Consider the following 13,405-nt stretch of genomic DNA (forward strand, 5'->3'; position numbering starts at 1 on the left):
AGGCGAACGTTTCGGTTCGCTTGCCGCCGTGGGCGTCAGCTTTTCGGCGCCGCAGGAACTCGGCCCCTATATTTGCAGCGGGCGAAACGGACTGATGAAATGGCAGGCGTAGAGCAGATCAAGGTTGAAGCCGGCGAGGCGGGCATGCGGCTCGACCGCTGGTTCAAGACGCATTTTCCGGGATTGGGATTCGTGCAGCTTCAGAAGCTGTTGCGGTCCGGTCAGGTCCGCATCGATGGCGGCCGCGCCAAGGCCGACACGCGCGTGGAGCCCGGCCAGATGGTGCGTGTGCCGCCGCTGGATGTCGACAAGAAGGGCGAGGGCCCGCTGACCGCGCGGACCATGCGCAACCAGGACGACGGCGACGTTCTCGCCCAGATGCTGCTCTACGAAGACCCGAAGGTTTTCGTATTCAACAAGCCGGCAGGTCTTGCAGTGCAGGGCGGCTCCGGCGTCTCGCGCCACGTCGACGACATGCTGGAGGCCTGGCGCAACAAGAAGGGCGAGAAGCCGCGCCTCGTGCACCGGCTCGACCGCGACACCTCGGGCGTGCTGGTAGTGGCGCGCACGCGCCTTGCCGCGATGAAGCTCGCCGAAGCGTTTCGTGGCCGCGATGCCAAGAAGACCTATTGGGCGCTGGTCAAGGGCGTGCCCAAGAAGCGCGAAGACAAGATTTCCACCTGGCTGATCAAGGAAGCCACGCCGGACGGCGACCGCGTGCGCGTGGCCAAGCATGGCGAGCGTGGCGCCGACCATGCCGTGTCCTACTATCGCGTCATCGAACAGGCCGCGCAGCGCCTGGCCTGGCTGGAAATGGAGCCCCATACGGGCCGCACTCACCAATTGCGCGTGCACGCCGCCCATATCGGCTGCCCGATCATAGGCGATCCCAAATATTTCGAGGCCGACACCAATTGGGATTTCCCGGGCGGCATGCAGAACCGCCTGCATCTCCATGCGCGGCGCATCCGTATTCCGCATCCCGACGGGGGCGTGATCGACGTCACCGCACCACTGCCGCCGCATATGCGCCAGAGCTGGAACCTGCTCGGCTTCGATGAGGCCAGCGGCGAGGATGAGGCTTGAGCCGGGCTACACATCCGCAGGCAGTCGGAACGCAATCGCAGGGCCTCGGCGCTTTCTCCGGCGTCGGTGCTTCGGGTTGGGCAATCTGACGACCAAGCCTATATAATCTGCGATTGCCGCGCGGCCGCCCGGGGCGATCGCGCCGACGCCATAGCGGACAGCAGGGCTGGCATGCAGCCGCTGCCGATTTGAGGATACCATGCGCGACCTTCTGAACGATCTCGAAGCCCACGATCTCTTGTCCGATCCCGACCCGGTGCGCCGGGCGCAGAGCCAGCTAAAGCGGCAGCTGCCCAAGCGCTTCTACAAGGAGGTCTCGGTCGCTCCGGTGGACGAAGGCTTTGCCGTGCAGCTCGACGGCAAGTCGGTGCGCACCCCCACCAAGGCGCTTCTCGCCTTGCCCACGGCTGCGGCGGCCGAACTGGTCGCCAAGGAATTCGCCGCGCAGGAAGAGCACATCGACCCGATGACCATGCCCGTCACGCGGCTGGTCAACACCGCGATCGACGGCGTCGCCACCGATCCGCAGGCGGTTCTTGAGGACATCCTGCGCTTCGCCTCCTCCGACCTTCTCTGCTACCGCGCCGAAGCGCCCGAGCGGCTTGTGGAGCGTCAGAACGAGGCTTGGGACGGCGTGCTCGACTGGGCGCGAGCATCCCTCGGCGCGCGCTTCGCGCTGGCCGAGGGCGTCATGCATGTGGAGCAGCCGCGCGAGGCGATCGGCGCTATCGGTATCCACCTGAGCCAGCGCAGCGAGCCGCTGCGCCTCGCGGCAATGCATCTGATGACGACGCTGACCGGCTCGGCGCTGCTGGCGCTGGCAGTCGAGACCGGCGAACTCACGGCCGATGAAGCCTGGGCCGCTGCGCATGTCGACGAGGACTGGCAGATCGAGCAGTGGGGCCAGGATGCCGAGGCGATCGCGCGGCGCAACAACCGCAAGCGCGACATGATGGCGGCGGTTGAGCTGCTCGAAGCGCTCAAGGCTTAGCCTTCGCTAAATCATTCCGCCGAACCGGCGGCAACAAAAAACCCCGGCTTGCGCCGGGGTTTTTCATTTATACATCAGGCGCTTAGACCGAGTAGTACATGTCGAACTCGACCGGATGCGGCGTCATTTCGAAGCGCATCACCTCGGCCATCTTCAGTTCGATGAAGCTGTCGATCTGGTCGTCGTCGAACACGCCGCCGGCCTTCAGGAAGCCGCGGTCCTTGTCGAGGCTCTGCAGCGCCTCGCGCAGGCTGCCGCAAACGGTCGGGATCTTCTTCAGCTCCTTCGGCGGCAGGTCGTACAGATCCTTGTCCATCGGCTGGCCGGGGTGGATCTTGTTCTTGATGCCGTCAAGGCCGGCCATCAGCAGTGCGGCAAAGGCGAAATAGGGGTTCGCGCCCGGATCAGGGAAGCGGATCTCCACGCGCTTCGCCTTGGGCGAGGAGCCCAGGGGAATGCGGCAGGAAGCCGAGCGGTTGCGGGCCGAATAGGCCAGCAGCACCGGCGCCTCATAGCCGGGAACCAGACGCTTGTAGGAGTTGGTCAGCGGGTTGGTGAAAGCGTTGATGGCCTTGGCATGCTTGATGATGCCGCCGATGAAGTAGAGGCAGCTTTCCGACAGGCCGGCATATTCGTTGCCCGCGAAGGTCGGCTTGCCTTCCTTCCAGATCGACATGTGTACGTGCATGCCCGAGCCATTGTCGCCGAACACCGGCTTTGGCATGAAGGTGGCCGTCTTGCCATAGGCGTTGGCTACCTGGTGCACGACATATTTGTAGAGCATCATCTTGTCGGCGTTGCGCACCAGCGCATCGAACTTCACGCCAAGCTCGTGCTGGCCGGCGGCCACCTCGTGGTGGTGCTTTTCCACCCGCACGCCCATCTCGGTCAGCACGGTCAGCATCTCCGAGCGCATGTCCTGTGCGGAATCGATCGGCGGAACCGGGAAGTAACCACCCTTGATGCGGGGGCGGTGGCCAAGGTTGCCGGTCTCGTAATCGGTATCGTCATTCGACGGCAGCTCGGTGGAGTCGAGCTTGAAGCCGGTGTTGTAGGGGTCGGCCTTGTACTTCACGTCGTCGAACACGAAGAATTCGGCTTCCGGGCCGACGAAGATGGTGTCGCCGATGCCCTCGGCCTTCATATAGGCCTCGGCCTTCTTGGCGATGCTGCGCGGGTCGCGGTTATAGGCCTCGCCGGAAACCGGGTCGAGCACGTCGCACAGGATGACCATGGTCGACTGCGCGAAGAACGGATCCATGTGGACAGTCTCAGGGTCCGGCATCAGCAGCATGTCGGACTCGTTGATGGCCTTCCAGCCACCGATCGACGAGCCGTCGAACATGACGCCATCGGCGAACATGTCCTCATCGACCTCGGCAATGTCCATGGTCACGTGCTGCAGCTTGCCCTTGGGGTCGGTGAAGCGCAGGTCAACAAACTTGACGTCGTTGTCCTTGATCTGCCGGAGAATGTCTTTGGCTGTCGTCATGTCATGCTTTCCTATGTGATGACGTTAAAACTTGGGGGGATGTAAAGGTTGCGGCCGGGTCAGATCGCGTCAGGGCCGGTCTCGCCGGTGCGGATGCGCACGACTTCCTCGATGTTGGAGACGAAGATCTTGCCATCGCCTATGCGGCCGGTCTGGGCCGCCTTGCGGATGGCCTCGATGGCGGCCTCGACGGAATCGTCGCCCAGCACCACTTCGATCTTCACCTTGGGCAGGAAGTCGACCACATATTCGGCGCCGCGGTAGAGTTCGGTGTGGCCTTTCTGGCGCCCAAAGCCCTTGGCTTCCGTGACCGTGATGCCCTGGAGCCCGACTTCCTGAAGGGCCTCCTTCACCTCGTCGAGCTTGAACGGCTTGATGATCGCTTCGATCTTCTTCATCTGAACTTGGCCTCCGATGGAAACTGGACAGGGCTTGGAGCCCGCTGCGCTTCTAAAAGCAGGAAGCGTGCCAGTTGCCATAGCTCGCAACAAGTCTTTTTGTAGGGCGTTGATTTTCGCGAAAAATTGCGTGGGAGGCGTTCCGAAATTCCCCTCCGCGCAAGAGCACTTGTTTGCTCCTGGCGGCGCCAGTTTGAGCGGGTGCAAAACTGTGCATGGTGCCTATTTTTTAGGCGGGTCTCGCCGCCGTGCCTCCATTTTGGAGCGCGCCCCGATGTGCTACTCATAGCCTCATTCGTTTGTGTGGATGGGCCGCGCATGTCGCATGAAATCTTGACCCCGAGCGAAATGGGACGAGCCGACAGGCTCGCTATGCGGCAGGGGCCTTTCGACGGCTATGGGCTGATGTGCAATGCCGGTGCCGCCATCGCGGCTTTGGCGCTGGCGCGTTTTCCCACAGCCCCAACCGTCCACGTGCTTTGCGGACCCGGCAACAATGGGGGCGACGGCTATGTCGTGGCGCGCCTGCTGGCCGAGGCCGGCGTTCATGTCCAGCTCTGGGAGGAGGGCGAGCCGCGCGCGGGCAGCGACGCAGCCCGTGCCGCCGCGGACTATCCGGTCGAGCCGCGCCCGCTTGCGGCCTTTCTGGCAGAGTCGGGCGATCTTGTGGTCGACGCGCTCTATGGCGCGGGGCTTTCCAAGCCCCTCTCGGAAGACGCCGCGCGTGCGGCAAGGGTTGCGGCGGAGCGGAAGGTGCCGGTCATCGCCGTGGACCTGCCGTCCGGCGTCTCTGGCGAAAGCGGGGAGGTGCTCGGCCATGCATTCTCCGCGGCGCTCACCGTCACCTTCGCGCGCAAAAAGCCGGGGCACCTGCTCCTGCCGGGCAGCGAGCTGTGCGGCGAGGTCGTGGTGGTCGATATCGGTATCTCGGATGGGGTGGTCGCCGAAATTGCCCCGCGCGCCTTCGAGAACCTGCCGGCGCTCTGGCTCGATCATTTCCCGGTGCCGGCGTCCGACACCTACAAATACCGCCGTGGCCATGTCGGCGTGTTTTCCGGCGCGCCGACGGCCACAGGGGCAGCCAGAATGACGGCCATGGCCGCGGCGAGGGTGGGGGCCGGGGCGGTGACCATGCTGTCGCCCACGCGTTCGCTGGCGGTCAATGGCGCGCATCTCACCTCCATCATGCTGCGACAGGCCGACACGCTGGACGAGGTGCTGGATTTTCTCGATACGCGCAAGCCGCGGACGCTGGTCTATGGCCCGGGCCTGGGGCCGGAGCCGGAAGTCGGCGATTTCCTGCTCGACCTTCTTTCCACTGCGGAGACGCTGCCCGAGAGCATCGTGCTCGATGCCGATGGCTTGAGCACATTTGCCACCCAGCCGCAGGCACTGTGCGCGGCGCTCAGCCGCCCCGGCGCGCCGCAAGCGGTGCTCACCCCGCATGAAGGCGAGTTCAGACGGCTGTTCCCCGACATCGCCGCCGATGGCAAGCTTTCCAAGCTGGAAAAGGCGCGGGCGGGGGCTGCGCGCGCCTCCGCCGTCGTCGTCTACAAGGGCCCCGATACGGTGATCGCCGCGCCCGACGGCCGCGCGGCCATCAACTCCAACGGCACGCCGCTTCTGGCCACCGCCGGCTCCGGCGACGTGCTGTCCGGTTTCTGCGCCGGACTTCTGGCACAGGGCATGCCGCCCTTCGAGGCGGCCTGCGCGGCCGCCTGGATACATTGCGAGGCCGCGCGGCATTTCGGTCCCGGTCTCATCGCCGAGGACCTTCCGCTTGCGCTGAGGCCGGTGCTTGCCGATCTTTTCGCGCGCAAGGGGTGGAAGGGATGACGGCGTCGCGCGTGGCGGCTACTGCTCTTCCGGCGGATGCGCGTTGCGGCCCTTGCCGAAGGTGTAGCCTGTCTCCACCGCCTTCTTGCCGAACTTGTCGCGCAAGGCATCGATGGCGCCTTCGGCCAGCGCGCGCTTGTGCGAGCGCACATCGACCAGATCCGGCGGATCGGCGCGCTCGGCGTCGGTCAAATCGCTGACACCGATGCCGAGCAGGCGGTATCTTGTGCCGTCGGTTTCCTTCTCGAGCAGTTGCATGCCGACCTGGAAAATACGGTCGGCCAGTCGTGTCGGGTCCGTGAGCTGGCGGTTTCGGGTGCGGATCTTGAAGTCGTGCGTCTTCAGCTTCAGCACCACGGTGCGCCCGGCAATGCCCCCCTTCTTCAGCCGCGCCGAGACTTTTTCCGACAACGCCCGCAGGATAGGCACGAGGTCGGCGGCCGTGGCGAGATCGGTATCGAAGGTGGTTTCGGCCGACACGCTCTTGGCATCGTGATCCGGCACCACGCGGCGGTCATCCTGTCCGCGTGCCAGCCGGTAGAGCCGGTCGCCCATTGTGCCGTAGCGGCGCATCAGCTCGCCTCGCTCCATGCGCTGGATCTGCCCGACGGAGCGGATGCCGTCGCGCTCCAGCGTGGCCGCAAAGGCCTTGCCGACGCCCCAGATCATGGTCACCGGCTGCTCGGCCAGGAAGCCCATCGCCTCGGCCTGCCCGATCACCGAAAAGCCTCGCGGCTTGCGGAAGTCGGAAGCGATCTTGGCGAGGAACTTGCAGTAGGAGAGGCCGGCCGAAACGGTGATGCCGATCTCCTCTTCCACGTTGCGCGCGAAACGCGCCAGCACCAGCGCCGGCGGCAGGCCGTGCAGGCGCTCGGTGCCGGAAAGGTCGAGGAATGCCTCGTCGATGGAGACCGGCTCCACCAGTGGTGTCAGCGCCTGCATCATGGCGCGCACCTCGCGGCCGACAGTGGCGTATTTCTCCATGTTCGGCTTGATGACCACCGCCTCGGGGCAGGCCTCCAGCGCCTTGAACATCGGCATGGCCGAGCGCACGCCGTTGATGCGGGCGATGTAGCAGGCGGTGGAGACAACACCTCGCTTGCCGCCGCCGATGATTACCGGCTTGTCCTTGAGTGCAGGGTTGTCGCGCTTTTCCACCGCGGCGTAAAAAGCGTCGCAGTCGATATGCGCGATGTGCAGCGAATAGAGCTCAGGATGTCGCGCCAGGCGCGGGCTGCCGCAGGCGGCGCAACGCATGCCGACGCCGCGCTGCGGGGTCAGGCAGTCGCGGCAAAAACCGTGGCTCGAATCGTTGACAGGCGTGTGCATGATTGCGAACATAAACAGAACGTCACGAATTCTATGGCAGCAGGTTGCCGCTCACAAGCGACAAGAGGGAGGATGCATGTCGAAGCTGACAATCGTGCCATTGACGGGCGGTCTCTGGCCGCAATTCGAGGATCTGTTCGGAAAACAGGGCGCCTGTTACGGCTGCTGGTGCACGCATTTCCGCCTGCCGCCGGCCGCGCGGCGGGAGAATGATCGCGTCCGCAACAAGGAATTCATCAAGGCGCGAATCGAGGCCGGACCGCCTCCCGGCCTGCTGGCGATCGAGGATGATGTCGCGACCGGCTGGATGCAGATCGGCCCGCGCGCCGACGTGCCTGAGTGGAACAATGCGGGCAGGGTAACCACGCCGCTCGATCCCGGCGACGCCGCCGACCCATCGGTATGGGCGATCTCGTGTTTCTTCATCCGGAGCTCGGCCCGGCGGAAGGGGCTTACCCACCGTCTGGTTGAGGCCGGCGTCGACTTCGCGCGGAAGAACGGCGCGCGCCTGGTGGAAGCCTGCCCGATGACCGAATCGAAGGATTCTCGCTCGGTCGGTCTTTACGTCGGCTCGACACGCGTTTTCGAGAAGGCGGGCTTCTCGCCGGTTGCGGAACGCAAGCCGGGGCGGCCGCTGATGCGGCTTGCCGTGTAGGTCTCGGCCGAAAGCTAAGGCCTTTCTCTTGGTCGCGAGGCTGAACGAGCTTCAGAGGCCGAGAGCCGCGGCGATCTTCGGTGCTGCGTCCGGCCAGTCCTCGGTCGCCACTATGCCCTCCGGCAGTGGCGGCATGAGGGCCCTCAGCTGCCGGTGCGCCATCAAGTGGAAGAGATGCGCATCGGCTACAGATGCACGGGCCGAAGTCAGGTTGTGGGCAAGGTCGTCGACAAAGGCCACGGGGCGCGGGTGTTCGCCGCGCAGCTGGAGAAGCGCGGGACCTTTTGCCCGCTCCGTGGTGAGAAGCGGGTAGGGGAAGCCGAGCTGGTCGAGAAGGGCGCGTCGCGTCGCGCGATGCCGGTGCGGCATCGCCGTCAGCAGCACGATCTCGACATTTTCGGCCAGCGTCGCCACGGCTTCGGCCGCGCCCGCAGGTGCGGTCTGCCAGTCGGCCTGGACAGGGAAGAACCCCTCGATCAGTTGCGAGACGCGTTCGTTGGGCACCGGCGCCTGTGTGCGCTGGTCGAAGATGTTGCCGTGCAGCCGGAAGGAGTCGGGCCGCAGCTCGAGGCCCAACGTGCCGATATAGCCCGTGAAGGGCCGAATGAACTCAAGCACCACCTCGTCGACGTCGAGCACCAGCAGCGGTCGCTCGTCGCGTGCGAGTTCAGCTATCTGGCGGGCGGTTTCAGGATCTTCGGTCATATCGATGTCTGGTGGCTGTCGTCGCCAAGCGGCAGTTGCCGCAAGGCCTTGGCGATCTCGCCCGGCGCAATGCCGCTCGCTTCGCAAAAGCTCAACAGCGTCGGCTCGTGCGCCAGCAGGAACTGCAGTACGCCGGCCAGGAAGCCCGGCTCCTGCGCGGCCTGGCGAATTGCCGATGCCTCGATGCCGGTGATCGACAGGAAGCGCGGCAGAAGCTCTGGGTCGGACGCAACGAAGCCCAACGCCTGGATGGCAATCGCCTCGGCGCCTTCCGTTGAAAACTGCTGCATCATCGCCACTTTCATGATGTCCAAAACACAAGGATGAAGTAGCCGCTGCCGCCAGTCCGGGCAAGGGCAGCGGCGGCAAGACGGACGCTCTCAAGTTTCGCGCAGGAGGTTTCCGTTTCGTCAATGATCTTGTGCTAGTTGTGCCATGGATTTGTACCATCGGCAGGCGCGCGGAAGATTAGTTCAGTGGCGCGATCGGCAGTCGGGACGGGAATTCTATGACTAAGAAGGTAATGATCGTCGAGGACAACGAGCTCAACATGAAGCTCTTCCGCGACCTGATCGAAGCAAGCGGGTACGAGACGGTTCGAACCCGCAACGGACTGGAGGCGCTGGAACTGGCGCGCACCCACAAGCCAGACCTGATCCTGATGGACATCCAGCTTCCGGAGGTCTCCGGCCTCGAGGTGACGAAGTGGCTGAAGGAAGACGACGAGCTGCACGTCATTCCCGTCATCGCGGTCACTGCCTTCGCCATGAAGGGCGATGAGGAGCGCATTCGGCAGGGCGGCTGCGAGGCCTACATCTCCAAGCCTATATCGGTGCCGCGCTTCATCGAGACGATCAAGTCCTATCTGGGCGACGCCTAGTGCGCCGTTCGCCAATTTCCTGAGCAGGAAGCACCATGACCGCGCGCATTCTCGTCGTCGATGACATTCCGGCCAATGTGAAGCTGCTCGAAGCGCGGCTTCTGGCCGAATATTACGACGTGGTGACGGCCACCAATGGCGCAGACGCCATCGAGACCTGCGAGAACGGCAAGGTCGACGTGGTGTTGCTGGATGTCATGATGCCGCATATGGACGGCTTCGAGGTTTGTCGCCGGCTGAAGAGCGACCCTGCCACCTCGCACATACCCGTGGTGATGATCACGGCGCTCGACGATGTTTCCGACCGCATTCGCGGGCTTGAAGTGGGCGCGGACGATTTTCTGACCAAGCCCGCCAACGATCTGCAGCTCATGACCCGCGTCAAAAGCCTGGTGCGGCTCAAGATGCTGACCGACGAACTGCGCCTACGCGCCTCCACCACGCGCAATATCGGCATCGAGGAATTGCTCAGCCGGCGGCAGCCTTCCGAAGATACGCCGCCGCGTGTGCTGCTAATCGATGAAAGACCGTCATCTTACGAGCGCATCCAGAGCATGCTGCGCAACAAGATGGAGCTCGACGTCGCCACAGATCCGCATGCCGCGTTTTTTCAGGCGGCGGAGGCGCCCTATGAATGCGTCATCGTCTCTACGGCATTCGCGGACTTCGATGCACTACGGCTTTGTTCCCAGTTCCGCACCTTCGACGGGACCCGCTCCTTGCCGATCATCCTTCTGGCCGATCCCGGCGAGGAGGAGCGGGTGATCCGCGGCCTGGAGCTTGGCATCAACGATTATCTGATGCGCCCCATCGATCAGCAGGAATTGCTGGCGCGGCTGCGCACCCAGGTCAAGCGCAAGCGCTACAACGACCACCTCCGCGCCAGCGTCACCCAGACCATCGAAATGGCGGTGACCGACGGGCTGACCGGCCTGCACAACCGCCGCTATCTCGACAGCCATCTGCAAACGCTGTTCGACCGCGCGGTGGCGCGCCGACGCCCGCTGTCGGTGATGATTTCCGATATCGATCGCTTCAAGTCCGTCAACGACGCCTACGGGCATGATGCCGGCGACGAGGTGTTGCGCGAGTTTGCCAGCCGGTTGCGGAAGAACGTGCGCGGCATCGATCTCGCCTGCCGCTATGGCGGCGAGGAGTTCGTCGTGGTCATGCCGGACACCGAGGGCGAAATCGCCGAAAAGGTGGCCGAGCGCATTCGCGCCGAAGTCGCACGAGAACCGTTTCCGGCCGGCAAGGATGGCAAGTGCCTGGATGTCACGGTCAGCGTCGGCGTTTCCTCGCTGCGGCGCGGGCTGGATACAGTGGCCGATCTGATGAAGCGGGCAGACATAGCCCTCTATGAGGCCAAGCGGGCCGGCCGAAACCGCGTGGTCGCCAAGGCGGCGTGAGAAGAAGCGGACAGGTCGCGTAGCCGAAGGGTTAGCGATTTACCTTAATCAAGGTGATTCGCTAACTGCGGTTAAGAAACTATTGATTTTCAACCGCGCTTGCGCAACTCTCGCTGCGGAAGGAAAGGGCGCCCGTACAGTTTTCGGGCCTTTCCGCGAGCAGCCCCATGATGCTCAGGTCCGCCGCATCTCCTGGGTCCATGGGGTCGGTCGGCCGGCGCTGGCACATAGTGGCCTCCTCGTACCGCTGCCGTGCGCCGGCCGGCCCCCAACTCTCCCTCGAAAATTGACGGACGATTGATCGCGCGCTTCCGCGTTGCGGTTTCTTCCTGCCGAAAAACAAAAATGCCGCCCGAGGGGCGGCATCGCTGCGCTTTCGCTAAGGGGGCGAAGATTACTTGATCTTCGTTTCCTTGAATTCGACGTGCTTCTTGGCGACCGGGTCGTACTTGCGGAACGACAGCTTCTCGGTCTTGGTGCGGCTGTTCTTGCTCGTCACATAGAAGTAGCCGGTGTCGGCAGTCGAAAGAAGCTTGATCTTGATGTTTGCGGCTTTGGCCATGATGTTCTTCCGTCTATCTTTGAAGTTCGGGCCGCCTGACCACGGCTAGAAGCCCGGACGCGGAAACTTGGCGCGACACATAAAGAACATGCGCGGAAAGTCAAGTCCGGCCTATGCCGATGACGAGGCGGACGACCGACAAAACGATATAGACGGCGAAAAATGCGCCCAGCGACCACCCGAAGCCATCGGTGCCGAACACGTCCATGCCGATGCCGATCGCCTGCGGGCCCAGCACCATGCCCAGGCCGTAGCACAGGACGAAGGCGGCATTGGCATTGGCAAGCTCGTGTCCCGAGAGGCGCGACCCGAGATGAGCAAGACCGATCGTGTAGAGTGCGGCCACCACGCCGCCCCACAGAAACAGCAGGCCCGCCATCACGTGCCAGTCAGTTTTGATGTGCGGCAGCAGAATCATCCCGATCAGGCCCACGCTCGCGCAGATGAGCAGCATGTGGCGCCTGTCCTTGACGCGATCGGAGATCATGCCGAGCGGAATCTGCATGACCACGTTGCCGAGACCGATCATTGTCAGAAGCAGCGCCGCGTCGCCCTCGGAATAGCCGATGCGGTTGCCGTAGACGGGAAACAGCGCGAAGCCGCCGGTTTCGACCGCGCCGAACACGAGCACGGCGGCCGTGGCGGTCGGAACCAGCCATATGTAGCGGATGAAGCCGGTCTTGCCGCCTTCAGGCACGATGTTGGGGCTTTCCCGCCAGGCCGCCAGCACCGGGATGGCCGCAATCATCACCAGCAGGAAGACCGTTCCAAATGGCATGAAGCCGGAGCTACCCATCTGCGAGAACAGCCACGGTCCGGCAGCGAAGCCGAGCGAAAGCACCGTCGCGTAGATGCCAAGCACCAGCCCGCGCCTGTGCGGCGGGGCCGAGGTGCTGATCCAGAATTCAGACAGGATGAAGAGGACCGTCAGCGACAGGTGCAGCGCCACGCGCAGCGGAAACCACATCCAGAAGGAAGGCGCGAAGTAGAAGCCGACGAAGGCCAGCGCGCCCAGCACGATCATGGCGAACATGGTGGCGACCACACCGAATCGCACCGCCAGCGGTGTCGCCAGCGGCGCGGCGGCGATCGAGGCCAGGCCGGCAATGGCGGTGTTGAGGCCGATCATCGAGGCCGAGTGGCCGCGCGTCTCCAGAATGATGCTCAGCAGCGGCATGCCCAGCCCAATGGCGATGCCCACAACGCTGATGGACGCGATAGCTGCCGAAATGGACAACCATCGCATGGGCACGTCTAGCGCCTGCGATTCGATGCTGCCTGTCATGTATTTGTCGAACCTGGAACTTTCGGAATTAAAAAACGTCGCGGATGAAACTGTTTCGGACCATTCGGTAGAAGGGTACTGGTCCGCCGGGGCGTAGCTGGGGGTCTGCCGCCAGTCGCTGTTGAAGCTCTTCGAGTATGGTCTTGGTGATGACCGGAACGTCGGCTTGCGGCGCTTCGCGCAGCGGCAGCCAGATCAGCCCTTCCAGTTCGTTGGTCGGGCCGCCGCCTGGAAGCTCTACGGCAACGTCGGTGCGCCACGTCGCCAGGAAACGGGTGTCGAAACGGCGCACCCGGCCGGGCGGGGTGATGGCGCGGGCCACCAGGCGAAGCGGCTGCAACGTCGGTTGCACCCCGTGTTGGACGAAACCTTGCCAGTCTGCTTTTGCTGTCGAGAAGGGGCCTTTTCGCCCGATCAGCAAGCCAGCTTCCTCGTAAGTCTCGCGAATCGCTGATAACGCGATCGCGCGTGCCCTTGCCTGGCTCCTGCGCGCGATGGTTGCCAGAAGCTTGGCCTCTTCGAGCGGGTCGAGCGTATCAGTCACCGGCACCCGGCCGTCATCGGGGTCGGTGCGCCCGCCGGGAAAGACGAACTTCCCCGGCATGAAGGCATGGCTCGAATGGCGCCTGCCCATCAGCACATGCACTTCGCCGCCCCTGCGATCGAGCAGGATCAGCGTCGCGGCGTCGCGCGGTCGTCTGGGGCCGGCGCCTAACGACGCGTCATTGGACTCGGCCTTGTCCAGCTGGTCTTTGGTCAATCCGTCCATGCATGCAC

14 protein-coding genes are annotated in these 13,405 nt (G+C 64.0%); 6 read left to right on the forward strand and 8 right to left on the reverse strand.

What is annotated here, in order from left to right; translation table 11 throughout:
* Positions 1–99 precede the first annotated feature (99 nt).
* Both AC3A4H_RS12090 and AC3A4H_RS12095 read left to right on the forward strand, forming a co-directional pair.
* On the forward strand, positions 100–1,086 hold the full coding sequence (locus AC3A4H_RS12090) for an RluA family pseudouridine synthase (protein ID WP_487766871.1): 987 nt from the start codon (positions 100–102) through the stop codon (positions 1,084–1,086).
* A 199-nt stretch (positions 1,087–1,285) separates the two neighbouring features.
* Complete coding sequence (locus AC3A4H_RS12095; protein WP_487766872.1) at positions 1,286–2,077, forward strand: ATP12 family chaperone protein; 792 nt, start codon at positions 1,286–1,288, stop codon at positions 2,075–2,077.
* An 82-nt stretch (positions 2,078–2,159) separates the two neighbouring features.
* Here the strand turns inward: AC3A4H_RS12095 and glnA are convergent, their stop codons facing one another.
* Together glnA and AC3A4H_RS12105 are read right to left on the reverse strand one after the other, a co-directional pair.
* Positions 2,160–3,569 (reverse strand): type I glutamate--ammonia ligase, encoded by a 1,410-nt coding sequence (glnA, locus tag AC3A4H_RS12100; protein WP_348779495.1) that lies wholly within the window; start codon positions 3,567–3,569, stop codon positions 2,160–2,162.
* Positions 3,570–3,628: 59 nt separating this feature from the next.
* Positions 3,629–3,967: a P-II family nitrogen regulator gene (locus AC3A4H_RS12105; RefSeq protein WP_348779496.1), complete on the reverse strand. Its 339-nt coding sequence runs from the start codon at positions 3,965–3,967 to the stop codon at positions 3,629–3,631.
* A 318-nt stretch (positions 3,968–4,285) separates the two neighbouring features.
* Here AC3A4H_RS12105 and AC3A4H_RS12110 point away from each other — a divergent pair, with 318 nt between their 5' ends.
* Positions 4,286–5,803, forward strand: coding sequence for an NAD(P)H-hydrate dehydratase (locus AC3A4H_RS12110; RefSeq protein ID WP_487766873.1), 1,518 nt, complete (start codon positions 4,286–4,288; stop codon positions 5,801–5,803).
* An 18-nt stretch (positions 5,804–5,821) separates the two neighbouring features.
* On the opposite strand, the gene AC3A4H_RS12115 is transcribed toward AC3A4H_RS12110, so the two are convergent.
* Entirely contained in the window at positions 5,822–7,144 is a 1,323-nt protein-coding gene (locus tag AC3A4H_RS12115; protein WP_487766874.1) for a DNA polymerase IV, read from the reverse strand.
* A 64-nt stretch (positions 7,145–7,208) separates the two neighbouring features.
* On the opposite strand from AC3A4H_RS12115, the gene AC3A4H_RS12120 reads away from it, so the two are divergent.
* Positions 7,209–7,787 (forward strand): GNAT family N-acetyltransferase, encoded by a 579-nt coding sequence (locus AC3A4H_RS12120; RefSeq protein ID WP_487766875.1) that lies wholly within the window; start codon positions 7,209–7,211, stop codon positions 7,785–7,787.
* A 51-nt stretch (positions 7,788–7,838) separates the two neighbouring features.
* On the opposite strand, the gene AC3A4H_RS12125 is transcribed toward AC3A4H_RS12120, so the two are convergent.
* Positions 7,839–8,492, reverse strand: coding sequence for a hypothetical protein (locus AC3A4H_RS12125; RefSeq protein WP_487766876.1), 654 nt, complete (start codon positions 8,490–8,492; stop codon positions 7,839–7,841).
* Positions 8,489–8,785, reverse strand: a complete 297-nt coding sequence (locus AC3A4H_RS12130) for a DUF3572 domain-containing protein (protein WP_487766877.1) — start codon at positions 8,783–8,785, stop codon at positions 8,489–8,491. The genes AC3A4H_RS12125 and AC3A4H_RS12130 overlap by 4 nt, the downstream gene beginning before the upstream one ends.
* A gap of 230 nt (positions 8,786–9,015) precedes the next feature.
* Between AC3A4H_RS12130 and AC3A4H_RS12135 the strand changes: the two genes are divergently transcribed.
* Together AC3A4H_RS12135 and AC3A4H_RS12140 are read left to right on the forward strand one after the other, a co-directional pair.
* On the forward strand, positions 9,016–9,372 hold the full coding sequence (locus AC3A4H_RS12135; RefSeq protein WP_348779628.1) for a response regulator: 357 nt from the start codon (positions 9,016–9,018) through the stop codon (positions 9,370–9,372).
* A 35-nt stretch (positions 9,373–9,407) separates the two neighbouring features.
* The gene (locus AC3A4H_RS12140; RefSeq protein ID WP_487766878.1) at positions 9,408–10,781 is read left to right on the forward strand and encodes a PleD family two-component system response regulator; all 1,374 of its coding nucleotides are present in this window, start codon (positions 9,408–9,410) and stop codon (positions 10,779–10,781) included.
* A 394-nt stretch (positions 10,782–11,175) separates the two neighbouring features.
* Here the strand turns inward: AC3A4H_RS12140 and rpmG are convergent, their stop codons facing one another.
* The 3 genes from rpmG to AC3A4H_RS12155 all read right to left on the reverse strand — a co-directional run bounded on the left by rpmG (position 11,176) and on the right by AC3A4H_RS12155 (position 13,397).
* Complete coding sequence (gene rpmG, locus AC3A4H_RS12145; RefSeq protein WP_348779503.1) at positions 11,176–11,343, reverse strand: 50S ribosomal protein L33; 168 nt, start codon at positions 11,341–11,343, stop codon at positions 11,176–11,178.
* A gap of 100 nt (positions 11,344–11,443) precedes the next feature.
* The gene (locus AC3A4H_RS12150; protein ID WP_487766879.1) at positions 11,444–12,628 is read right to left on the reverse strand and encodes an MFS transporter; all 1,185 of its coding nucleotides are present in this window, start codon (positions 12,626–12,628) and stop codon (positions 11,444–11,446) included.
* A 28-nt stretch (positions 12,629–12,656) separates the two neighbouring features.
* Complete coding sequence (locus AC3A4H_RS12155; protein ID WP_487766880.1) at positions 12,657–13,397, reverse strand: NUDIX hydrolase; 741 nt, start codon at positions 13,395–13,397, stop codon at positions 12,657–12,659.
* Positions 13,398–13,405 lie beyond the last annotated feature (8 nt).

This window comes from Pseudaminobacter sp. Soil_N_29, assembly GCF_057656055.1.

Excerpts from the sequence above, each read along its gene's own strand:
- AC3A4H_RS12130 (WP_487766877.1), bottom strand. The coding sequence starts at position 8,785 with ATGATGCAGCAGTTTTCAACGGAAGGCGCCGAGGCGATTGCCATCCAG.
- AC3A4H_RS12105 (WP_348779496.1), bottom strand. The coding sequence starts at position 3,967 with ATGAAGAAGATCGAAGCGATCATCAAGCCGTTCAAGCTCGACGAGGTG.
- AC3A4H_RS12135 (WP_348779628.1), top strand. The coding sequence starts at position 9,016 with ATGATCGTCGAGGACAACGAGCTCAACATGAAGCTCTTCCGCGACCTG.
- glnA (WP_348779495.1), bottom strand. The coding sequence starts at position 3,569 with ATGACGACAGCCAAAGACATTCTCCGGCAGATCAAGGACAACGACGTC.
- AC3A4H_RS12155 (WP_487766880.1), bottom strand. The coding sequence starts at position 13,397 with ATGGACGGATTGACCAAAGACCAGCTGGACAAGGCCGAGTCCAATGAC.
- AC3A4H_RS12115 (WP_487766874.1), bottom strand. The coding sequence starts at position 7,144 with ATGTTCGCAATCATGCACACGCCTGTCAACGATTCGAGCCACGGTTTT.
- AC3A4H_RS12110 (WP_487766873.1), top strand. The coding sequence starts at position 4,286 with ATGTCGCATGAAATCTTGACCCCGAGCGAAATGGGACGAGCCGACAGG.
- AC3A4H_RS12090 (WP_487766871.1), top strand. The coding sequence starts at position 100 with ATGGCAGGCGTAGAGCAGATCAAGGTTGAAGCCGGCGAGGCGGGCATG.
- AC3A4H_RS12140 (WP_487766878.1), top strand. The coding sequence starts at position 9,408 with ATGACCGCGCGCATTCTCGTCGTCGATGACATTCCGGCCAATGTGAAG.
- AC3A4H_RS12150 (WP_487766879.1), bottom strand. The coding sequence starts at position 12,628 with ATGACAGGCAGCATCGAATCGCAGGCGCTAGACGTGCCCATGCGATGG.
- AC3A4H_RS12125 (WP_487766876.1), bottom strand. The coding sequence starts at position 8,492 with ATGACCGAAGATCCTGAAACCGCCCGCCAGATAGCTGAACTCGCACGC.
- AC3A4H_RS12120 (WP_487766875.1), top strand. The coding sequence starts at position 7,209 with ATGTCGAAGCTGACAATCGTGCCATTGACGGGCGGTCTCTGGCCGCAA.
- rpmG (WP_348779503.1), bottom strand. The coding sequence starts at position 11,343 with ATGGCCAAAGCCGCAAACATCAAGATCAAGCTTCTTTCGACTGCCGAC.
- AC3A4H_RS12095 (WP_487766872.1), top strand. The coding sequence starts at position 1,286 with ATGCGCGACCTTCTGAACGATCTCGAAGCCCACGATCTCTTGTCCGAT.